Genomic DNA, 20,231 nt, shown 5'->3' with positions numbered 1-20,231 from the left:
AGCACCCGTATGGGAATTTCGAATCATGAGCTCCACAAAGAGTTTCCGCAGTACAGCGATCTGATTGATGAACTGAAAAGCACTAACCCGAGATTCGAGGACCAGTTCAAACAGTACGCAGAGTTGGATCAGGAAATAGAGGGTTTGGAGCGCCGTGATGCGCCAATTGGCGACGATAAGCTTCATCGAATGAAACAAAAACGCGCGCAATTGAAAGATGAGCTGTACCAGACACTGGTCAAAAACGGGCATTCATCCTGAAAGCATCGGGCTCAATCGGATAGTCCGATTGTTTAAACCGTAAGTAATGACCGAAAATCGCTGAAATGCCGCTCTGATAGGGGTTTCCAAGTATTCAGCAATGGGCAATTGGGCACTAGTATAGGAGCCTAATTAAACACGGTTTCGTGGAGCGTTTCCCGGAACCTGAACTGCTGAATATATGGAGACAGGATATGAAACGAGCTGCTGCTATCTATCAAAGCTGGAGAATGAAGCGCAATTTTGTCCATCTGGTGATGACCATGGATCGTCGTCTGCTGAATGACGTAGGTTTTTCCCCTGATGTTGTACATCAGAAGTTGAGCACGCCTTTCTGGAAGTTCTGATGGTATTCAGACCTGCCCGGGGTTGAAGTGTTCTGGAGGCTTTGGCCTCAGTTCGCCTCGGGCAATCTTTTCCTTTCTGAGCACATTCCCCCTATTTTGGAAACAGGAAAACCACATTGACTCTGGCACCCCATCCTTCCGGACCGTTGTCAGGGCTCTCAGCGTAGTAGCGTGGTCCCGCTCCAACCTGCATTATCTGGCTGCCAACCTTAAACACTTGCCCGGCAAAAACACCGACCGGAATCGTCCAGTCGCTGGTCTTCCAGTTGTAGACAGAGTCCGCCGTCAGCGTGAGGCTGAATGCCTTTGGCGTGGTGTAGGTCATAAAGGGTTGCACAAACGACTGACTAACGTCGCTGCGGTTGTCGTCACCTGCCACGGACCAGATATGATTGGCGAGGCCACCGACCGTCCAGGGTCCGGATTGTTTCAGGGCAACCGCTGTCGGCCCAAGACCCCATTTCTCGGTTCCCAGTAGATCGTCCGTCGCAGTCGGCAGCAGGAAGACAGGACCGGCTCCCCAGATCCATCCATTGGCAGTCGGGTTGACGGGAGAGATGAAAAGACTCTGTACCGTATCGCCCAGCCCGCTTTGACTCCCCGCCCCGGGGAAAATATCGCTCTGATCCACAACCGGTAGAATGGTCCGGCTAATGAGATTCCAGTCCTCATTGAGGGAAAAGGGTATGACCGGCTGAATGTTCAGTGTGTAGCGTTCGCCATCATCAGCGGGCCCGATATTGGAGTCGAAATTCGATTGCAGTGGCACTGAAACCAGGCTGGCGATGGGGTTGGCAAGCTGCTTTGCCAAGTCGGAAGCGTCCTGGGCCGAGACTACAGTGCTTAACAGTCCAACAGCCAGGGCCGGAAGAAGTCTGATGTGAATCATGGAGCACATCCTTTGTGACGTAGAGATCGGAACGTTCTCATCCATCAACATGCTGGCCCTAACAGGTAGTTAGGCCGAGCATCTGTGCGACATCAGGATTCTCTATTAAATAGTCCGCATGTTGCGAGAATGCAATGTTTGCGTTCGCCGGGACCCATGCTCCAGCTTAACGACTCCACTCGTCCTGCCGACGTCAGACCATCCAGCCAAACAGGAAATCAAACAGGCTTCCGAAAACTGACCGGTTATTCTCGCTCGCTGATGGTCGGGATTCAGAGTTTGCTTTCCGTTCGCCGACTTCAACGTCTGGAGAAACCTGATCAGCGATACCGGCGGCGGTAGGCTCGTCCGGCAGTTGCAGGCTAAGGTCGGGCTCCTGTTCGGGTTCGGTTGATTGAGGAGTCGATGGTACCGGCGCGGCGGATACGTCTGCGGCAATAACCGGGGCTTTTACAGATTCTTCTTTGTCTGGAGACGCGAGTTTCCGATTCTTATTTTCCGTTTTAATTCGGTCTCCTACAACGACAACCTCATTGGGTTTCGAGATGTTTTCCGCCAACCGATCGGAAGCCGTTGCCTCAGCCTTTGCTTTCGGTTTCGCAGGAGCAGTAGCGGGCTCAGGCTTTTCAGTTACCGCGACAGCCTTTGGTTGCTCTGTCGGAGTCGGTGCTGGTGGTACCGTAAAGGCTTTGGCAACGATTTTTTCGCGCCGGGGTTTCGGCTTGGCCGCATGCCTGGGTCTGGCGTCGGAGATTCCAAGAGCTGCGAGTGCGTCTGCTTTTTTGGCGACAGCGTTACCAGAAATGGAGGTGCCGGCTTTATTTGCGATTCCAAGGGACGTCAGAGTTTCTGAATCCAGGTTTCCGCTGGTCCGGAGATGATCGACCTGATCTTGATACTGGCGAATGGCTTTCTTCAGCGAATTGTCCATCCAGCCGTCAGCCCGCCCCACATCATAACCGGCACCATAGAGGGCATTCTCCGCGGCAAAAATAACGTTTACGGTGTCTGCATGGGAAACGGCGCTGGCGGCCAGTGCAAGTGACAACACCAGAGCATGATGGGCACTGCGGGATTTGACAAAATTCATGGTTGAAACCCTCCGTGGTCGCGTTATTCCTCAGGATTGGTTGAGTATTGAACATATTTGTACGGCTTTCCGTGCACGACCACACATAGTTCCGATCCTGAAAATCCGCGCCGCAGGTGAAAATTCGTCGTCTTGACGCAAGAAACGGATGGAATCCTGCAAACAAATCCAGTTTCATGATGATATCCAGCTTACTTTGAGGGCATAACGTGCCAACTGAAACTGAACGGTCGGACCAGATGATCAGGCTCGCTCGCGTCATTGAAGAGAGGGCAGAGGAGCCACTAACGCTGGCAACGCTCGCCGGCATGGTTGGTCTGTCGCCAACCAGACTTCAGAGGGTGTTCAAGGAAGTCATCGGCGTGTCGCCCAGAGACTATCAGGAGGCCGTTCGACTGAGACGGCTCAAGGCATCGCTCAAGCAGGGAACCACTGTAACCGAGGCCATTTTTGCCTCTGGGTATGGTTCGGTCAGTCGTGTTTACGGCGAGCAGGGGCGGAGGTTTGGAATGAAGCTGAAAGATTACCAATCGGGTGCGGAAGGTGAGGTTATTGCCTACGCCTGTCGGCAAACATCCCTCGGATTGATCGCGATGGGCGCCACGGAACAGGGCGTGTGTTATGTGGAATTCGGGGATGACGTCGAGTCGCTGATCCAGTCAATACGCAACGAGTTCCCGGGCGCGAACTTGATTCCTTCACCGGCGGCGGAGGCTCCCGAACTTGATGACTGGATTGCAGCGCTCGAGCAGCATGTCAGTCGGGGATCAGAGAGCCCGGATTTACCGTTGGACCTGCGAGGAACGGCTTTCCAGATCCAGGTATGGCGGTTCCTCAAGAGCATTCAGGACGGGCAGGTACTCAGCTACGGAGAAGTGGCGAAAAATATTGGAAAGCCCGGTGCCACCCGCGCAGTCGCATCCGCGTGTGCCCGAAACCGGATTGCCTTGTTGATCCCCTGTCATCGTGTGCTCCGGGCAGATGGCAACCTGGGCGGCTATCGGTGGGGCCTGGAACGCAAGCGAGCGCTTTTGGAGGCTGAAAAAAAGTTGCGCAATAGCACCAGAGATAGTGTTGAACTAAATTTTAGTAGTGATCCATGAGCCTGAAATGGGATGAGTTTGGTACCTTATCACGACGTCAGTTCAAGAAAGGATGATTGTGGGAGAGACCGTATGTTCAAATGGATGAGTGCGCTCATAGCCGTCACGGGTGTCCTGGTGTCGGTTGGATGCTCCACATCGGAGGTTGCCGAAACAACCCCGGGCCAGAAACTGTCACCCGGCGCCAAGGGGCAGTTCCAATGCGCCGACCGGAACGGCAACGACTATATCGACCAGAGTGAACTGATATACATGCGTCAATGTGGTATCGGTGAGGATCTAAAGTGCGGTGACGTTCCGGAAGGGTATGGGGAACGACCACCGGCCGAGGATTTCGAGCTTGGGTTACGTTTGCTGCAGATCACCGATGCCGATGGCGATGACCGGATCAGCCGGTTGGAATTCCGCGCCCATTGCAACAGTGCGGGCAAGCCTGACTAAGTCCTCAGATCCCTATTTCGATCACGACTCTCAATCCATTGTTGGGCGCTGCCGAGTAGCTTTTCTGGCCGCCATACCGATCAACGATATCCTGGACAATAGACAGACCCAGTCCGTGCCCAGGGGTCTGTTCGTCAAGCCGCAATCCTCGCTGCCCCAAGTTAGACAGAGCTTCCTCAGGAACACCCGGGCCATCATCCGTTACGACGATTCGTGCAAGGTTATGGTCTTGCTCCAGAGTCAGCTCAACGCATTGGGTTGACCATTTGCCGGCATTATCGAGCAGATTGCCCAGAATTTCGTTCAGATCGTGCTCTTCGATGGGCCAGCGGGCCTCCTCGGTGAGCGAGGTGGACAGCTCGAACGATTTTTCCGGGTATAAGCGTCCAAGCATCCACAAAAGATCTCGCGCCTGTTTTACCGGGCTGGCGCTTTTTCCGACTTGTGGTCCTGCGAACCGACTTCGGCGCATTTCCGATTCGAGTTGCTGGTCAATGTCGTCCAGCCGGGTGGCCATTTGGTGCCTGAGGTCGTTGTCCAGGGGGCGACTGGTATCCTCCAGAATCTGCCTGACGGCCGAGATGGGCGTTTTGACGCTGTGGGACAGGTTCGCCAAGGCATTCCGGGAACGTTCCAACCGTTGGTCCAGAGAATCCAGAAGTTGGTTAAGCTGTTGCACCAGTGGGCGGAATTCCTCAGGACCCTGAACATGGATACGCGAGATTTCGCCACCCTGAAGCCTTTTCAAAGCGGCCTGGATCGATAGCACGGGGCGCATTGAATAACTTATTCCCAGCCAGATAACACCCACAAGCAGGAGAATCAGAAGAATGGACAGAATTGCGGTCCAGAGGTGAAGTTCGGCCTGGCTGCTCTTCAGGGCCTCCAGATTCTCAGAGACAATGATCACCACCGGTATTCCGTTGACGAGGATTGATGCCCGGTAAGCAAGAATCTCCGACGGCGCGTCGTCACGAACAATACCGCTCACCTGGATGGTGCCCTCCTGTTCGGACTCGATCAGAGGCATTAAGAGGGGAGTCCAGGATTCGGGGGAAACAAGATTCTGAGATTGTGAGTGGATGGCGAAGGCGTGGTGAAAAACATCCTGGAAATAGTCTCCGGTCTGGAGCGAGTCCAGTTGTCCGTTTGATTCGCGAATCTGGTGTTCGAGAAAGGCCACCTCGTCTTTCAGCCGGCTCTCAACAAATTCCCTGGCCATCCGATCCAGAAGGAGGCCATGTACGAACCAGGCGAGGGCCATCAGGGCAATGCCGGCTGGTAACAAAAGGGCGAGCAAGGCGTTTTTGACAGAATCTGGCTTTTTAATCAGTGTCATTGAAAAGGTATCCCTGGCCCCGCCGGGTTGAAATCGTGTCGGAACCGACGAGTTTTCTGAGCCGTCTGATATAAGCCTCAATGACGTTCTCGCTGGGGTTGTCATTCAGGTTGTAGAGCTGCTCGATCAGCTGTTCCTTCGAGAATACCTGTCCGGGGCGGCTCATAAGGCATCGAAGCAAACGGAACTCCGTACCGGTCAGGCTATGCTCGCTGCCATCCCCTGTTTTCAGGCTTTGGCGGTTCTCGTCCAACTCAAAGCGGCCGGCCCTGACGAGGGAGAAAACCCGGCCTTCGCTTCTTCGCACGATGGCGTGAAGGCGTGCAATCAGTTCCTCGGTCTGGAAGGGTTTTGCCAGATAGTCGTCGGCACCCGCTTTCAGCCCATTTACCTTGTCCTGCCAATCGCCCCGTGCAGTCAGAATCAGGACCGGAAAGGTGACCTGATTCGCCCGCCATTTCCGAAGTACGTCCAATCCATTGCCATCGGGCAGGCCAAGGTCCAATACGCCAACCCTGTAGTCCTCCTGTTGACCCAGAGCATTCGCCTCTTTGGCAGTGTGAGCGGTGTCGACGCTGAAGCCGGCTTTTTCGAGTTGGCTTGCCAGCCCGTCCGCCAACAAACGGTCATCCTCGATGAGCAGTAGCCGCATTTGTCGGTTCCTTCATGGGGGGTGTCAGAGCGTTGCCAGTGTCCGTTATCAACCTGAATCGGGCCTGAATCATAAATAGTTTGTCATTTTCAGCAAGGATTCAGGTTGGTGCGAGATGGTACCAGTCGTTTCGTACTATTGCCTCGTTGAGAGTACAAGGCAACTGGCGTTTTACCGCAGATCAATTCACTGGAGAAGATGAAATGAATGCATCAAAGCTTATTGTTATGGCTGCAGCCATGTCCGTGACAGGAACCGCATTCGCTGCAGGCAGTCACGGGGGTGGCCACGGCGGCGGTGTTGGCGAACCTGGCAAGGCCGCTGACGCTTCTCGAACCATCCAGGTTGAAATGCATGACAACTACTACGAGCCGGAGGCCATCGATGTCACCCGTGGTGAGACGGTTCGTTTCGTGATTGAGAACAGGGGAAACCTCGTCCATGAATTCAACATTGGTACGCCTGAAATGCACGATGCTCATCAGGACGAGATGAAGATGATGGTGGAGCATGGAGTGATCGAAGGCGGCAAGCTCCATCACGACATGATGAACATGGACATGGGTAACGGCCATTCCATGAAGCACGACGATCCCAACAGCGTCCTGGTTGAACCCGGCGACACGAAAGAAATCGTCTGGACATTCAGCAGCAAGACCACCATGGAGTTTGCCTGCAACATTCCGGGCCATTACCAGTCAGGAATGTACGGCGACGTAAATTTCGAATCCGCTGCAGACACCCAGGCCAGCGCACACTGAGCGGGCCAGGATAAGAATTAAGGGGGCGCCCCACGGTGCTCCCGTTTTCAGTATCTCAGGAGCAACCAATCAATGAAAAAAGTCCTCTGGGCAGGGGCTCTCGGCCTCCTTATGCCTGTAATAGCGGCTGCCGGTGAGTACAACATCACCGTGGACCGGGTGATGATTGATACCGGCGATTTCGTGAAAGAGGGTATCGGCTACAACGGAGCCTCTCCGGGACCGGTGCTACGCTTCAAGGAAGGCGAGACTGCGAAAATCAATGTCACCAACAATCTGGATGAGGCCACGTCTATTCACTGGCATGGACTTATTCTGCCATTTGAACAGGATGGCGTTCCGGGTATCAGCTTCCCGGGTATTCCCGCCGGCGAAACCTTCACCTACGAGTTTCCCGTTGTGCAAAGCGGGACGTACTGGTTCCACAGCCATTCCGGGTTTCAAGAGCCAAACGGCGCCTATGGCGCGATCGTGATTGAACCGGAAGGTCGCGAGCCATTCCGTTACAACCGCGAATATGTGATCCAACTGACCGACAAGCACCCCCACGATGCCAACCGCATCATGCGAAACCTGAAAAAGATGCCGGACTACTACAACCGCAAGCAGCAGACGGTTGGCGATTTCTTTTCAGACATGTCAAACCACGGGTTCATGACGACTCTTCAGGACCGTCTGGCCTGGGGAGATATGCGCATGATGAAAGCCGACGTGGAAGATGTGCAGGGCTTTACCGGATTGATCAACGGCAAGGGCCCCGATCAGAACTGGACCGGCCTTTTTGAACCGGGCGAGCGAATCCGCCTGCGGTTCATCAACTCCTCGGCCATGGCTTACTTCGATATCCGCATTCCAGGGCTGGAAATGACAGTGGTTCAGGCTGACGGAAATAACGTGCAGCCTGTAACCGTGGACGAATTCCGGATAGGCGTTGCAGAAACCTACGATGTCATCGTCCGTCCGAAAACCGCCGAAGCCTATACCATTTTTGCTGAATCCATGGGCCGCTCCGGCTATGCCCGGGCAACCCTGGCTCCTGAAGAGGGTATGGAAGGGGCGGTGCCCGACCTCAGAGAGGCGCCGCTGCTAACCATGGCCGATATGGGCGGCATGCACGGCATGGACCATGGCAGTATGGATATGAGTGATTCGAGCGACATGTCCGATATGGACCATTCCTCAATGGAAAGTATGGATCATTCTGCGATGGAAATGGAAGACAGCGAGCAGCCCGGTTCAGACATGGAATCCATGGATAACTCCGGCATGGCCGGGATGGACCACAGTTCCATGATCATGCCAGAGGGTGGCGCCAGCGACCCGTTTTACGCCGAGGGCAGTGGTCTGGTACCTGTGGCGGCCAATGGCGGTAAGTTTCTTTCCTACGCCGACCTCCGGGCCCAGAAGCCTCTGTACGAAGAACGTGAACCGACCAGGGAGATCGAGCTCCGCCTCACCGGGAACATGGAGCGTTACACCTGGAGCATCAACGGCGTCAAATACGAGGATGCGGAGCCACTGAAACTCCAGTATGGCGAGCGTGTCCGTTTCAAGTTCGTCAACGAAACCATGATGACTCACCCGATGCACCTTCATGGCATGTGGTCGATCCTCGACGTGGGTGCGGGACAGTGGAACCCGGTCAAACACACGGTCAGTGTGCAGCCTGGCACCACTGTTTATATGGAAACTGAAGTGGATGCACCGGGACAGTGGGCCTTCCATTGCCACCTGTCCTATCACGCGGCCTCCGGCATGTTCCGGAAGGTGGTGGTAGAGGGTGGCCCCGATCAGGGCAACACCGTCGGTATCAAGGCAGAGCAGGACGGAGGTGACGCATGAAGAACCTGACCCTTACCGCACTTGCTCTGGCGATTGTTGTTCCCTCCGCCCCCACGTGGGCCAGTGACATGCCGGAGGATACGTCCGGTCGTAAGGATGCCCTGACGGTCTGGGGAGTGCAGTTCGAGGAACTGGAGTATCGCTACAGCGATGACGACGAAGAATTGGGGGTCTGGAATGGCGATGCCTTTTACGGCACCGACGATCTCAAGTTCCGTTGGCTGGGCAAGGGTGAGTATGCGATTGAAGAGCAGGCATACGAACAACTGGAAAACCAGCTTCTGGTCCAGACACCGATATCTGACTTCTTCGACGCCAAAGCAGGTGTCAGGATCGATACGCCCGAGGGACCTGACCGTACCTATGCCGTTCTTGGCGTTGCCGGACTGGCGCCTTACTGGTTCGAGGTGGACGCGAGTCTGTATGTCAGTGATGAGGGCGACACATCCGCAGAGTTCGACGCAGAGTACGAACTGCTCTTGACCAACCACCTGATCCTTACGGCAGGCCTGGATGCCACGGTGGCCTTCAGCGAGGACCGTGAAATAGGACTGGGCAAAGGGTTGAGTTCGACAGAAACAGGGCTGCGGTTGAGTTATGACCTGATCGATCGCACCTTCTCCCCCTACATCGGTGTGGTGCATGAGCGCAAATACGGTGATACCGCAGACTTCGCCAAAGCGGAAGGAGGGGGCACCGAAGACTGGTTTGCTGTAATCGGAGCCAGAGTCGGCTTCTGATCTGCAAATTGACGGGCCAGAGAACTCCACTCTGGCCCGTTTTTGATTCATCATTTGATGTGAATCAAGTCTGCCTTAAGGCTTTGCCGAATTTTCAGTCCCAGTTCAGTTAGAAGTGTTGTGATAAAACAACGGTAAAGGGGCTGAGAGGCGAATCGCCATGACCAAAGCTCATAAAGAAACAAATCAAAAGCAATTTCTGCTTACCCGTAGACTGAAGATTGAAGGCCTCGGCGAGGTCCAGTGGGACGATCTCATCTACGAACTCAATCATCACCCTTGCGTTGATTTATCCGAGCGCCGACCGAATAACACACTGTACGTCAGCTACGACGGGACCCATTGGTCCATCGACCAGTTGTTGGAGCTGATTGATGCCCAGGGAGGCCGGTTGAAAACAGGGTGGTGGACTCGCAGAAAACTTGCGTGGTACCGCTTTACGGACGACAACACCCGGGCCAATGCCACGCATGAACCGTTCTGCTGTTCCAAGATCCCGCCCACGAAGAAGTGACAGGAGCTTAGATGAGCGAGAAGCAGGACAGAACAACCCGCTATCAGGAGGGCAGTCTCACTTTGCCAGGAACGGTCATGTTGGGTACTGGCGTGATGATCGGGGCAGGGATCTTTGCGCTCACCGGGCAGATGGCGCAGATGACTGGAGTTCTTTTCCCTCTGGCGTTTCTGGCCGCTGCAGTGATCGTTGGCTTCAGTGCCTATTCCTACATCAAGATCTCAAATGCCTATCCGTCCGCCGGAGGCATTGGCATGTACCTCCACAAGGCCTACGGGAACCGGTTGCCGACGGCATTCAATGCCTTGTTGATGTACTTCTCAATGGTGATCGCCCAGAGCTTCCTCGCACGTACGTTCGGCTCCTATACCATGCAGCTGTTCGGCGGCGACGAAAGTGGTCGAATGGTGCCCATCCTCGGCGTATCGCTGATCCTGGCGGCATTCCTGGTCAATCTGCTGGGTAACCGAATGATTCAGGGCGTAGCTTCCTTCATCGGCATCCTGAAGATCGGGGGGATACTGGTTTTCGGCCTGGTGGGTGTCTGGATCGCAGACAGCATTTCAGTGGATTTCGCGACACCGGGAGAGGCGGGAACCCTTGGTAATTTCCTGGGTGCCACCGCGCTCGGGATACTGGCCTTCAAGGGCTTCACCACCATCACGAACAGTGGCTCCGAAGTGAAAGATCCGCACCGGAACGTTGGGCGCGCTATTGTTATTTCCATTGCAGCCTGTGTGGTGATCTACACGCTGGTTGGCTTTGCCGTTGCAAGTAATCTCTCACTGGCTGAAATCATTGAGACCCGGGACTACTCCCTTGCTGCTGCCGCGCGTCCGGCACTGGGAGATTACGGAGTCTGGTTCACGGTTGCCATTGCCATGATGGCCACGGCCGGTGGCATTCTGGCCAGTATTTTCGCTGTCTCGCGCATGTTGGCCATGCTGACCGAAATGAAGCTGGTGCCCCACAGCCATTTTGGCATGCCGGGAACCATCCAGAAGCACACGCTGGTCTACACTGTGGTCCTGGGGCTGGTCCTCACGGCCTTTTTTGACCTTTCCCGCATCGCCGCCCTGGGGATCGTCTTCTACCTGATCATGGACATTGCCATCCACTGGGGCGTGCTTCGCTATTTGCGGGCCGATGTTAAGGCAAGCGCCTGGGTGCCGGCCACGGCGATTGTTCTGGATATGCTGGCACTTGGTGGTTTTGTCTGGGTGAAACTGAACACAGACCCCTTTGTTATTGGCGTGGCCGTGGCAACGATGGCTGTGATCGCCATTGCCGAACAGGTGTTCCTGACAAGAACCGCTCGTACCCGGGAAACTGAGCATGACGGAACTCACGTGCAGCATCACCAGTAATACGTTATCGACCTGGAGGGCAGTATCATGATGGGAAATGGAACGTTTGGTAATACCATGTTTTATGACACGATGTGGGCAGGGCACTGGCTGTGGATGCTGGTGATAGGCATTGTGGTTGTCATCCCGGCATGGCGCATCTGCCAGCGCACGGGATATCCGGGCTGGATGGGTATTCTGATACTGGTTCCAGTGCTCAATCTGTTCCTGCTTTACTTCATTGCATTTTCTGAATGGCCCGCGGATAAACAAGGGGGTGCGGATGCCTGAGCACCAGCATGCTCACCACGGTGAAGGTGAAGCCGGCGAACATCTCGCCAAGGATCCGGTTTGCGGAATGTCCGTAGACCCCCACACGGCGGAGCATCGGAGCCAGCACGGCGGAAAAACCTGGTATTTCTGCTCCGACGGCTGCCAGTCGAAGTTCGAGAAGGATCCGGGCCGTTATCTCGGTAATGAACGGAAACGTGAAGAATCCGTGGCTCCCGGCACCATATACACCTGCCCCATGCACCCCGAAATCCGGCAGGAAGGTCCGGGTGATTGCCCCATCTGCGGCATGGCTCTGGAGCCGGAGCAGGTGAGTCTCGATGAAGGACCGTCAGAAGAGCTCAGGGACATGACCCGACGGTTCTGGATCGGCTTGGTACTGACCTTGCCGGTGCTGGTGCTTGAAATGGGTGGGCACCTGACCGGGCTCGATCACATTGTTGCTCCTCAGATATCTAACTGGATCCAGTTGGTGCTGGCAACGCCGGTTGTCCTCTGGTGTGGCTGGCCGTTCTTTGTCCGGGGCTGGAAGTCCGTGGTCAGCCGTAACCTGAATATGTTCACCTTGATTGCTATCGGTACCGGTGTGGCGCTGATCTACAGTCTGGTGGCGACTCTGACGCCGCAGGTTTTCCCTGATGCATTTCGGCAGGAAGATGGCTCCGTAGCCGTATATTTTGAAGCGGCCGCTGTCATCGTGGTTCTGGTGTTGCTGGGCCAGGTGCTGGAACTCCGTGCCCGGGAGAAAACGTCCGGCGCCATCAAGGCCCTGCTCGACCTGGCTCCCGCAACAGCCCGGAAACTGGATGAAAACGGCGGTGAAACCGATGTTTCACTGGATCAGGTCAAGGTTGGCGACCGCCTGCGGGTGCGACCGGGAGACAAGGTCCCCCTGGACGGCGAAGTGCTTGAGGGCGGTTCGAATGTGGATGAATCCATGGTGACCGGTGAGCCCCTGGCGGTCAGCAAGAAAAGCGGCGATCAGGTGATCGGCGGCAGCATCAACCAGCAGGGCAGCTTTATCATGCGGGCCGATAAGGTAGGCCGGGATACCATGCTGGCCCAGATCGTACAGATGGTGGCAAGTGCCCAGCGCAGTCGTGCACCCATCCAGGGCCTGGCCGACAAGGTGGCGGGTTATTTTGTGCCGGCTGTAATCCTGATCTCCATTATCGCCTTTATTGCCTGGTCCTTCCTCGGGCCAACACCGCCCATGGCCTTCGGTCTGATCGCTGCGGTGAGCGTGCTGATCATCGCCTGTCCCTGTGCACTGGGACTGGCAACACCCATGTCGATCATGGTGGGTGTCGGACGGGGTGCCCAAAGCGGGGTGCTGATCCGGGATGCAGAGGCGCTGGAGCGGATGGAAAAGGTGGATACGGTCGTGGTGGACAAGACTGGCACGCTGACTGAAGGCAAACCTCAGGTCACAAAGCTGGTTGCGGCCGAGGGGTTCAGTGACGAGGAGCTGATGCGGTTTGCCGGCGGCCTGGAGAAAGGCAGCGAGCATCCGCTGGCCCATGCCGTTCTTGAAAAAGCCACCGCAATGGGGCTCGAGCTGCCGGACGCTGAAGGCTTTGATTCTCCAAATGGTAAGGGCGTAACCGGCAATATCGAGGGGCGGCAGGTATTGATCGGCAACCGACTGTTGATGGAATCCGAAAACGTCGATACCTCTGGGTTTGAAACTGAGGCCGAACAGCTCCGCAAGGACGGCGCCACGGTGATTTTCGCGGCTGTAGATGGCGAAATTGTTGGTCTGCTCGCCATTGCCGATCCGGTCAAGGAAACCACGGAAGCGGCCATTTCGGCCCTTCAGAAGGACGGCATCCGGGTGGTCATGCTGACCGGCGATAACCGAACCTCGGCCGAAGCGGTTGCCCGCAAATTGCACATCGACGAAGTGGAAGCGGAAGTTCTGCCGGAAGACAAGGGCAAGATTGTCCAGCGCCTGAAAGATGAAGGCCGCATTGTGGTGATGGCCGGCGACGGCGTTAACGATGCGCCAGCGCTGGCAACGGCCGATGTCGGCGTGGCCATGGGCACCGGCACCGATGTCGCCATCGAGAGTGCCGGCATTACATTGCTGCGGGGTGATTTGATGGGCATCGTGGAGGCGCGTCGGTTGTCTCTGGGGACCATGCGCAACATCCGGCAGAACCTGTTTTTTGCTTTTGTCTACAACTCCGCTGGCGTTCCAATTGCGGCGGGGATTCTGTACCCCTTTTTCGGCATACTGCTATCTCCGATCTTTGCCGCGGCGGCCATGTCGCTGTCCTCGGTGAGTGTGATAGTCAATGCGCTGCGATTGAGGGTGATCAAACTGGATCAATCTACCTGAACCACTGAATAGTTGGGGGATGCTATGTCATATACGATCAATCGAGTTATCAAGAACGTGGATTTCGAGGATGCGGACAAGAAAGTCCGGGAAACTCTGGCAGATCATGGATTCGGGGTGCTGACTGAGATCGACGTCAAGGCCACGATGAAGAAGAAACTCGACAAGGATATGCCGGCATACCGGATACTGGGCGCCTGCAATCCCGGCATGGCCTGGGAGGCCATTGGCCTGGAACCCCGTGTCGGTGCGATGCTGCCATGCAACGTAATTCTCCGGGAAGTTGCAGACGGTGTGGAGGTCAGCGCGATTGACCCCGTTGCGTCCATGACGGCCATCGATAATGATGAGCTCAAGCAGGTCGCTGGCAAAGTCCGGGATATGTTGTCTGCGGTAGTCGAGGCAATCTAGTTCAGAACACCTGCCCCCCACATAAAACGTGAGAGGAAACTTCGCTCACGGCCCTTGTGGGGGCGTGATTAACCGGGTGTAAACTCGGGTGTCACATGTCCGCAATTTTGCCGCGAGGCATTACATCGAGATTTTGCTTGAGGGGCGACGTCTCGAAGCCACTGAAACGGACCGTGTCTAGATCTTCTCGGTGCGGGGATTCCGCGGGTAAAAACGCTCCGGCAAGCGCTCGATATGGGGGAAGAACCGGGTGTCCTTGTAGGGCATTTTCATGAACCCGGACACGCCAAGCCCGGTGATCTGCTCCACTGCTGACAGGATCTCGTTCAGAAGCCGGCTGAATTCGTGTTCCATGTCTGGATCAAGCAGGCGGTAATGGCTGTGAATCTTCAGATGGCGGGGCAGGGCCTCGAAGATGATCATGCCGGTGTGGTGAATGTTGTTCAGTGCCTCCAGGGCGTGGATGATTGTCTCGGGGAGCACAAGAAACTCCTCCGGGTCCGGGCCGTCCTCGAAGTAGGAGTGCACGCGAGTTTCGTCTTCCACCTCCGGTGCAGCGCTGACCTCGTAATGCAGTTGCATGTCGGGCGATACCAGAAAAGGCTGGTCGGGCTCGTCGCGGTCAATGTGGAGGGTGTTGCGGGCGTTGAACAGACAGCTCTTGAAGATACCCTTGCGATAAATCGCCTGGGCCAGGTAGACCATGTTGTTGACCGCCTGGACAAAGGCAGACTTCAGAGCCGGGTCGTGCAGGTTCAGGGAGGTATCGATGTAAACACCGTCGGTTTCCCAGCGCACTGCGAGACCGCCCTCAACCGGGTACCGACCAAGCCGGCTGACGGCGGCCAGAAACGCCTTTTCGGTTTCGCCCATGCCCTGCATGAAGTTCTTGTAGTAGCGGTCCAGCTGCACGTCGTTGACGTCATTGAGCGTTTCCGGGGCGCCTTCTTCGCGCAGAAACGATTTCCGTGAACTGTAAACCACCGTGTCGATTTCCTGTTCAGACTCCCGCACCCAGACCGGTACTTGCGCCACGACTGGCTGATGAGGCAAGTCGATCATCACGGTACGAGCCATTCTTGGCATCTCTCGCAGGTAGTAATCGCCGGCCTTGCAACGGGTATCCAGATCCGGCGCCAGCATGCCATCAAGCATGCGCGCAAACTCCATCGGCAGCCCCAACGATGTGGCGGGTATTGCCCGATGCCCGAACCGGCATGACTGGGCGGAGGCCAGGGCATACAGCGTGCCGGCTGCACCCTGTTCATCAAAACGGGGGGAAGACAGGCCGCCGTTCAGCTGCTCATCGCCAATAAAATAGACATCTCCCAGCCGGGCGTTGGTCTGCTGGAGGTTGTCGGACATCAGCTCCATCACATTAGAGGTAATAAATTGCTGATTGGCGTCCAACTGGGCAAACACGGATGAGCCCCAGTCGATCAGAGCAATGTTCTCTGTGCTGGCGTCGAAGACCAGGTTGGATGGCTTGATGTCGCCGTGAACAATGGGGCGTCCGGCAGGCCCGTTTTCACGGCGCAGATTGCGTAGTATGTCCGCAAGCTGATCGGCTATTCGCATGATCAGTCGGGGTTTCAGGCGCCCCTCCCGCAGGGATACTTCCTCGAGATTCAGACCGGCGGCTCGTTCCATCACGAGGATTGGCTGGTTGTTGGCACGTTGGTAGGAAATCAGCCGCGGCACCCTCGGGTGCCGGACCTGCTCGAGTATATAGGCTTCATCCTCCAGTCGATCCTGGAGGTGCTGGGGCAGGTTGATGCGGGTGAATTTGAAGACGTGCTCAGGGCCGTCGATGCCCGGGTTCGGCAGTCGGCCCGAAAACACAAAGCCGTAGGCGCCCTTGCCGATCAGCTCAATGTCCCGGTAACCGAGTTGGCGGAGCTGGGTGGTGCATAGCGCCACCCAGTCCTTCAGCTTCTTGGCGTCATCATGGCTGAGCAGGTAGATCGACTGCTCTTCCGGAATATAGAACTGCTGCAGTTGATTGTTCTGCGCCATGATGCCTCGTCAGCCCATATGCAAGAGCATGGATTGGGGTGACTCCAGGTAGCCCTTCCAGCGATTGCAGAAACGCGCGATGGTACCCCCATCAATGATCCGATGGTCGCCTGCCCAGCTGACGGTCAGAATCGCGCGCTCGACCACCTGGCCGTTGGCGTCGAAACGAGGCAATTTCTGGGTCCGGCCCAGTGCTACGATGGCCACCTCCGGTGCGTTGATAATGGGCGACGCATAAGTCCCCCCCAGCGCACCAATGTTCGAGATGGTGATGGTGCCGCCTTTGAGGTCTTCCTGGCTGACACGGCCGGATCGGGCCGCTTCGGTCAGGCGGGCCACTTCATCGGCAATGCCCAGCAGGGTGAGGCTTTCAGCTCCTTTAACGTTAGGCACCATCAACCCCGCTTTCCCGTCCACGGCCATGCCGATATTGCACTGGGGCAGGTAATGGATTTCGCTGACGTCGTCGTTGAGCCGGCTGTTGAGAACAGGGAACTCCTGTACCGCCAAGGCCATTGCCTTCATGAAGAAGGGCATCATTGTCAGCCTTGAACCCCGGGCCTCGGCCTCAGGCTTGAGTTGTTCCCGCAGGCTCAGCAGATCGGTTACATCAATCTCCTCACTGTAGATAAAATGAGGAATGGTGGTTGCTGATGCCACCATGCTGCGGGCCATTGCCGCCCTGACTCCCTTCAGAGGCTCCACCCGTACTTCCTGCTCATGCCCGGGTTGTTTGCGGGCACCGCTGGAGCTGTCGGGTTGCGAGTCGCTGGCGCGCACCCGGTCCGATGCGGGTTTCTCGAGGTGGGCCAGCACATCTGCCTTCAACACCCGCCCGTCCTTACCGGAACCGGCGATGTCACCCAGGCTCAGCTCGTGTTCCCGGACCAGACGGCGCACGGCGGGACTGGCGGGAATCCGCTGCCGGTTCACGGTCGCACTTTCAGGTGCCGTGGCCGTGTCTGTTGCAGGTTCCGGGGTTGGTGCGGATTTGGCGGTTGTCTCCACTGGCTCTTCACGATCACGTGGAATAAAGGCAAACAGTGGCGAGTGCACCCGGGCCATGGCCTGTTGCTGGTGGTACAGTTTGGTGATCCGGCCGGCCTTGGGCGCGGTGATTTCGACCATTGCCTTGTCGGTCATGACGTCGACCACAGGCTGGTCTTCCTCAATCTCATCACCCTCGGCCACGCGCCATTCCACCACTTCGCACTCCACAATGCCTTCGCCGATATCCGGCAGGATAAAGTCTTCGGTCGCATTGTTTTCGGGTCGGGGAGTCTGGACGGGCTCCGCTTCCGCCGCGGGTGCCGGCTCGGGCTCGGGCTTCGGTTCGGTGGTGTCGCCGGACTCATCGACCAGCTCAAACAGCGGTGCGTGAACCTTGGCGATATCGCCTTCCTTGTAATAAAGGCGGGTCACCCGGCCCTTGTAGGGCGCCGGTATTTCCACCAGGGCCTTGTCCGTCATCACCTCGGCCACCGGCTGGTCTTCCTCGATTACATCGCCTTCGCTGACCAGCCATTTGACCAGTTCGCATTCCACGATACCTTCACCGATATCGGGCAGTATAAAATCACTCATGTTCGCTCTCCTGTCCTGATATCAGCCTAGAATTCGACGCTCGCCCTGATGGCCTCGTAGACCTTCAGGTGGTTGGGCAGGTGCTCTTTCTCCAGCACCAGCGGGAAGGGTGTATCCATCCCGGTAACCCTCGCGATCGGCGACTCCAGGTACAGGAAGCAGCGCTCCTGTATGGTCGCGGCGATTTCACCGGCAAAACCTCCGGTCAGGGGAGCTTCATGGGTGACCACCAGGCGCCCGGTCTTGAACACCGAATTCGCCACGGTTTCCACGTCCCAGGGCAGAATCGTCCTGAGGTCGATGACCTCGCAGGAAATGCCGTCTTTCTCGGCGAGCTCGACTGCCTGCTCAATCACTTCCATCTGGGCACCCCAGCCGAGGAGCGTGATGTCAGTGCCTTCCTTGATGACCTCGGCTTCGCCCAGCGGCAAACGATAGTCCTCGTCGGGCACTTCGCCAACCGATGCGCGATAGAGGCGTTTGGGCTCGAAGAACAGGGTAGGGTTCGGATCATGGATAGCTCCCAGCAAAAGCCCCTTGGCCTGATGGGGATTGCGTGGCACCACGATCTTCAGACCCGGAGTATGGGCGAAATAGGCTTCGGGTGACTGGGAGTGATAGAGACCACCAGCAATGCCGCCGCCATAGGGGGCCCGAATGGTCAGCCCACCGACGTTGAACAGGTCGCCAGAACGATAGCGGAACTTGGCCGATTCGTTGACGATCTGGTCGAACGCCGGAAAAATGTAATCGGCGAACTGAATCTCCGCGACGGGCACCGATCCCTGGGCGGCGAGACCATTGGCGAAGCCGATGATGCCCTGTTCCACCAGCGGTGTGTTGAAGCAACGGGCCTTACCGTATTTCTGTTGCAGGTTGCTGGTAGCACGAAAAACGCCCCCGAAGACGCCAACATCCTCACCGAAACAGAGTACTCGTTCGTCCGCTCCCATGGCGGTATCCAGGGCATTGTTGATGGCCTGGAGCATATTCATCTTGGACATCTCAGGCCCCTCCCTTGGCGTGCTCGGCGCTCTTCGGATATTCGTCTGGGTATCTGCGGATATGGGCCTTGAGCTTTTCGAACTGCTCAGCCAGCATCGGTGGTACTTCGTCGTAGACATCACTCACCAGCGTCTCCAGTGGCGGTGGTGGCCGCTTCTGCGCGCGCTTCATGGTCTCGAGCACCTCACGACGCATGTTCTCCTGAAGCTGTTTCTCGTCCTCCTCGCTCCACCATTTCTTGCTTTCGAGCCAGAGGCGCATCCGGAGGATCGGGTCCTTTTCACGCCACACGGCTTCCTCATCCTTGCTACGGTAGCCGGAAGGATCGTCGGATGAAGAGTGCGCTGCGAGGCGATAGCTCATTGCTTCGATCAGCACCGGGCGGTTATGTTCAACAGCCATGGCCCGGGCGGCCCGGGTGGCCTCGTACATGGCCAGAATGTCGTTACCATCCACGCGGATCACATCCATCTTGTAGCCATAGGCCCGGGGCGCGACGCCATCGGCCGCAAATTGTTCTGCGGCGGGCGTGGAAATGGCGTATCCGTTGTTCCGGCAAAGGAATATCACCGGCACACGGTGAACGGCGGCCATGTTCAGTGCGGCGTGGAAGTCACCTTCGGAGGCAGCACCTTCACCGAAATAGGTGATCGTGCAATGGCCGTCCCCCGCCATCTTCTGGCCGTAGGCGTAGCCGGTGGCCTGGGGTATCTGGGTGGCCAGCGGAGACGAAATGGTCATGTAGTTCAGCTTCTTGGAGCCATAGTGGACGGGCATCTGGCGGCCCTTGCCATAGTCCAGTTCGTTGCCGAACAACTGGTTCATGAACTCGTCGATGGAAAAACCGCGATAGGCGAGGGCGCCTTGTTCCCGGTACTGAGCCATGATCATGTCGTTGTCATCCAGCGCGGCGGCACTGCCAATAACGGCGGCCTCTTCGCCGGTGCATTGCATGTAAAAGCTCAAACGTCCCTGCCGCTGGGCGGCAAGCATACGCTCATCGAGAATTCGGGTAGTGATCATGGCCCGGTAAATACGAAGGGCCTTTTCCTTATCGAGATCAGGGGCCTTGGCACTCTTGTAGAGCGAGCCGTCCTGTTTCAAGAGCTTGAAGGTCGGAATTCGGAATTCCGCACCGTCGGTAAACACTGGGGAATACACAACTTTGGACTTTGTTGTTGTCATAATCCTCTTCCTGGGGTGTCGGCCTGAGGAACAAAACACTCCTTTTGGGAGTGTAGTTAATGTCTTGAAAGAC

At 56.5% G+C, this 20,231-nt stretch carries 20 protein-coding genes; 12 read left to right on the top strand and 8 right to left on the bottom strand.

Going from position 1 to position 20,231, the window contains the following annotated elements; all coding sequences use genetic code 11:
- Nucleotides 1-9: 9 nt before the first annotated feature.
- On the top strand, nucleotides 10-261 hold the full coding sequence (locus QQF73_RS09935) for an HP1242/YdcH family protein (protein ID WP_219865629.1): 252 nt from the start codon (nucleotides 10-12) through the stop codon (nucleotides 259-261).
- Nucleotides 262-455: 194 nt separating this feature from the next.
- Nucleotides 456-608, top strand: a complete 153-nt coding sequence (locus tag QQF73_RS09930; protein ID WP_219865630.1) for a DUF1127 domain-containing protein — start codon at nucleotides 456-458, stop codon at nucleotides 606-608.
- Nucleotides 609-699: 91 nt separating this feature from the next.
- Here the strand turns inward: QQF73_RS09930 and QQF73_RS09925 are convergent, their stop codons facing one another.
- Nucleotides 700-1,497, bottom strand: coding sequence for a transporter (locus QQF73_RS09925; RefSeq protein WP_285368099.1), 798 nt, complete (start codon nucleotides 1,495-1,497; stop codon nucleotides 700-702).
- Nucleotides 1,498-1,690: 193 nt separating this feature from the next.
- A complete protein-coding gene (locus tag QQF73_RS09920) occupies nucleotides 1,691-2,587 on the bottom strand; it encodes a peptidoglycan-binding domain-containing protein (protein WP_285368097.1) in 897 nt (298 codons plus the stop codon).
- A 209-nt stretch (nucleotides 2,588-2,796) separates the two neighbouring features.
- On the opposite strand from QQF73_RS09920, the gene QQF73_RS09915 reads away from it, so the two are divergent.
- Together QQF73_RS09915 and QQF73_RS09910 are read left to right on the top strand one after the other, a co-directional pair.
- Nucleotides 2,797-3,690: a bifunctional transcriptional activator/DNA repair enzyme AdaA gene (locus QQF73_RS09915; protein ID WP_285368095.1), complete on the top strand. Its 894-nt coding sequence runs from the start codon at nucleotides 2,797-2,799 to the stop codon at nucleotides 3,688-3,690.
- Between the two features lie 72 nt (nucleotides 3,691-3,762).
- Entirely contained in the window at nucleotides 3,763-4,131 is a 369-nt protein-coding gene (locus tag QQF73_RS09910) for an EF-hand domain-containing protein (RefSeq protein WP_285368093.1), read from the top strand.
- A 4-nt stretch (nucleotides 4,132-4,135) separates the two neighbouring features.
- Here QQF73_RS09910 and QQF73_RS09905 read toward each other — a convergent pair whose 3' ends face one another.
- Both QQF73_RS09905 and QQF73_RS09900 read right to left on the bottom strand, forming a co-directional pair.
- Complete coding sequence (locus tag QQF73_RS09905; RefSeq protein ID WP_219865634.1) at nucleotides 4,136-5,470, bottom strand: ATP-binding protein; 1,335 nt, start codon at nucleotides 5,468-5,470, stop codon at nucleotides 4,136-4,138.
- Nucleotides 5,457-6,122 (bottom strand): response regulator, encoded by a 666-nt coding sequence (locus QQF73_RS09900; RefSeq protein WP_219865635.1) that lies wholly within the window; start codon nucleotides 6,120-6,122, stop codon nucleotides 5,457-5,459. The genes QQF73_RS09905 and QQF73_RS09900 overlap by 14 nt, the downstream gene beginning before the upstream one ends.
- 203 nt (nucleotides 6,123-6,325) lie before the next feature.
- Between QQF73_RS09900 and QQF73_RS09895 the strand changes: the two genes are divergently transcribed.
- The 8 genes from QQF73_RS09895 to QQF73_RS09860 all read left to right on the top strand — a co-directional run bounded on the left by QQF73_RS09895 (nucleotide 6,326) and on the right by QQF73_RS09860 (nucleotide 14,368).
- Nucleotides 6,326-6,883, top strand: coding sequence for a cupredoxin domain-containing protein (locus QQF73_RS09895; protein WP_219865636.1), 558 nt, complete (start codon nucleotides 6,326-6,328; stop codon nucleotides 6,881-6,883).
- Nucleotides 6,884-6,955: 72 nt separating this feature from the next.
- Complete coding sequence (locus tag QQF73_RS09890; RefSeq protein WP_219865637.1) at nucleotides 6,956-8,725, top strand: copper resistance system multicopper oxidase; 1,770 nt, start codon at nucleotides 6,956-6,958, stop codon at nucleotides 8,723-8,725.
- Between the two features lie 68 nt (nucleotides 8,726-8,793).
- Nucleotides 8,794-9,465, top strand: a complete 672-nt coding sequence (locus QQF73_RS09885) for a copper resistance protein B (protein ID WP_416383189.1) — start codon at nucleotides 8,794-8,796, stop codon at nucleotides 9,463-9,465.
- A gap of 160 nt (nucleotides 9,466-9,625) precedes the next feature.
- Entirely contained in the window at nucleotides 9,626-9,979 is a 354-nt protein-coding gene (locus tag QQF73_RS09880) for a hypothetical protein (RefSeq protein ID WP_285368089.1), read from the top strand.
- A gap of 11 nt (nucleotides 9,980-9,990) precedes the next feature.
- Nucleotides 9,991-11,346 (top strand): APC family permease, encoded by a 1,356-nt coding sequence (locus QQF73_RS09875; RefSeq protein WP_285368088.1) that lies wholly within the window; start codon nucleotides 9,991-9,993, stop codon nucleotides 11,344-11,346.
- A gap of 27 nt (nucleotides 11,347-11,373) precedes the next feature.
- Nucleotides 11,374-11,616 carry a hypothetical protein gene (locus tag QQF73_RS09870; RefSeq protein WP_219865641.1) on the top strand — a complete coding sequence of 81 codons (243 nt, stop codon included), beginning with the start codon at nucleotides 11,374-11,376 and terminating at the stop codon, nucleotides 11,614-11,616.
- Entirely contained in the window at nucleotides 11,609-13,957 is a 2,349-nt protein-coding gene (locus tag QQF73_RS09865) for a heavy metal translocating P-type ATPase (protein ID WP_285368086.1), read from the top strand. Before QQF73_RS09870 ends, QQF73_RS09865 begins: the two co-directional genes overlap by 8 nt.
- 24 nt (nucleotides 13,958-13,981) lie before the next feature.
- Nucleotides 13,982-14,368, top strand: a complete 387-nt coding sequence (locus QQF73_RS09860) for a DUF302 domain-containing protein (protein WP_219865643.1) — start codon at nucleotides 13,982-13,984, stop codon at nucleotides 14,366-14,368.
- Nucleotides 14,369-14,545: 177 nt separating this feature from the next.
- On the opposite strand, the gene QQF73_RS09855 is transcribed toward QQF73_RS09860, so the two are convergent.
- Genes QQF73_RS09855 through QQF73_RS09840 form a run of 4 tightly spaced genes read right to left on the bottom strand, consistent with a single transcriptional unit; the run spans nucleotide 14,546 to nucleotide 20,158 of the window.
- Nucleotides 14,546-16,384 carry a protein kinase domain-containing protein gene (locus QQF73_RS09855; protein ID WP_219865644.1) on the bottom strand — a complete coding sequence of 613 codons (1,839 nt, stop codon included), beginning with the start codon at nucleotides 16,382-16,384 and terminating at the stop codon, nucleotides 14,546-14,548.
- A 9-nt stretch (nucleotides 16,385-16,393) separates the two neighbouring features.
- The gene (locus QQF73_RS09850; RefSeq protein WP_219865645.1) at nucleotides 16,394-17,968 is read right to left on the bottom strand and encodes a dihydrolipoyllysine-residue acetyltransferase; all 1,575 of its coding nucleotides are present in this window, start codon (nucleotides 17,966-17,968) and stop codon (nucleotides 16,394-16,396) included.
- Between the two features lie 26 nt (nucleotides 17,969-17,994).
- Entirely contained in the window at nucleotides 17,995-18,972 is a 978-nt protein-coding gene (locus tag QQF73_RS09845) for an alpha-ketoacid dehydrogenase subunit beta (protein WP_219865646.1), read from the bottom strand.
- A 1-nt stretch (nucleotide 18,973) separates the two neighbouring features.
- Nucleotides 18,974-20,158, bottom strand: a complete 1,185-nt coding sequence (locus QQF73_RS09840; RefSeq protein ID WP_285368081.1) for a thiamine pyrophosphate-dependent dehydrogenase E1 component subunit alpha — start codon at nucleotides 20,156-20,158, stop codon at nucleotides 18,974-18,976.
- Between the last annotated feature and the right edge of the window lie 73 nt (nucleotides 20,159-20,231).

The sequence above is a fragment of the Marinobacter albus genome, from assembly GCF_030238305.1.
Classification (GTDB): Bacteria; Pseudomonadota; Gammaproteobacteria; order Pseudomonadales; family Oleiphilaceae; genus Marinobacter; species Marinobacter albus.
Note: the sequence above shows the minus strand (reverse complement) of the source record. Positions and strands in the feature narration are given on the sequence as shown.

What these genes read in the sequence shown, in the direction of transcription:
- QQF73_RS09935 (WP_219865629.1), top strand. Translation starts at nt 10, where the DNA reads ATGGGAATTTCGAATCATGAGCTCCACAAAGAGTTTCCGCAGTACAGC.
- QQF73_RS09930 (WP_219865630.1), top strand. Translation starts at nt 456, where the DNA reads ATGAAACGAGCTGCTGCTATCTATCAAAGCTGGAGAATGAAGCGCAAT.
- QQF73_RS09925 (WP_285368099.1), bottom strand. Translation starts at nt 1,497, where the DNA reads ATGATTCACATCAGACTTCTTCCGGCCCTGGCTGTTGGACTGTTAAGC.
- QQF73_RS09920 (WP_285368097.1), bottom strand. Translation starts at nt 2,587, where the DNA reads ATGAATTTTGTCAAATCCCGCAGTGCCCATCATGCTCTGGTGTTGTCA.
- QQF73_RS09910 (WP_285368093.1), top strand. Translation starts at nt 3,763, where the DNA reads ATGTTCAAATGGATGAGTGCGCTCATAGCCGTCACGGGTGTCCTGGTG.
- QQF73_RS09905 (WP_219865634.1), bottom strand. Translation starts at nt 5,470, where the DNA reads ATGACACTGATTAAAAAGCCAGATTCTGTCAAAAACGCCTTGCTCGCC.
- QQF73_RS09900 (WP_219865635.1), bottom strand. Translation starts at nt 6,122, where the DNA reads ATGCGGCTACTGCTCATCGAGGATGACCGTTTGTTGGCGGACGGGCTG.
- QQF73_RS09895 (WP_219865636.1), top strand. Translation starts at nt 6,326, where the DNA reads ATGAATGCATCAAAGCTTATTGTTATGGCTGCAGCCATGTCCGTGACA.
- QQF73_RS09890 (WP_219865637.1), top strand. Translation starts at nt 6,956, where the DNA reads ATGAAAAAAGTCCTCTGGGCAGGGGCTCTCGGCCTCCTTATGCCTGTA.
- QQF73_RS09885 (WP_416383189.1), top strand. Translation starts at nt 8,794, where the DNA reads ATGCCGGAGGATACGTCCGGTCGTAAGGATGCCCTGACGGTCTGGGGA.
- QQF73_RS09880 (WP_285368089.1), top strand. Translation starts at nt 9,626, where the DNA reads ATGACCAAAGCTCATAAAGAAACAAATCAAAAGCAATTTCTGCTTACC.
- QQF73_RS09875 (WP_285368088.1), top strand. Translation starts at nt 9,991, where the DNA reads ATGAGCGAGAAGCAGGACAGAACAACCCGCTATCAGGAGGGCAGTCTC.
- QQF73_RS09870 (WP_219865641.1), top strand. Translation starts at nt 11,374, where the DNA reads ATGATGGGAAATGGAACGTTTGGTAATACCATGTTTTATGACACGATG.
- QQF73_RS09865 (WP_285368086.1), top strand. Translation starts at nt 11,609, where the DNA reads ATGCCTGAGCACCAGCATGCTCACCACGGTGAAGGTGAAGCCGGCGAA.
- QQF73_RS09860 (WP_219865643.1), top strand. Translation starts at nt 13,982, where the DNA reads ATGTCATATACGATCAATCGAGTTATCAAGAACGTGGATTTCGAGGAT.
- QQF73_RS09855 (WP_219865644.1), bottom strand. Translation starts at nt 16,384, where the DNA reads ATGGCGCAGAACAATCAACTGCAGCAGTTCTATATTCCGGAAGAGCAG.
- QQF73_RS09850 (WP_219865645.1), bottom strand. Translation starts at nt 17,968, where the DNA reads ATGAGTGATTTTATACTGCCCGATATCGGTGAAGGTATCGTGGAATGC.
- QQF73_RS09845 (WP_219865646.1), bottom strand. Translation starts at nt 18,972, where the DNA reads ATGTCCAAGATGAATATGCTCCAGGCCATCAACAATGCCCTGGATACC.
- QQF73_RS09840 (WP_285368081.1), bottom strand. Translation starts at nt 20,158, where the DNA reads ATGACAACAACAAAGTCCAAAGTTGTGTATTCCCCAGTGTTTACCGAC.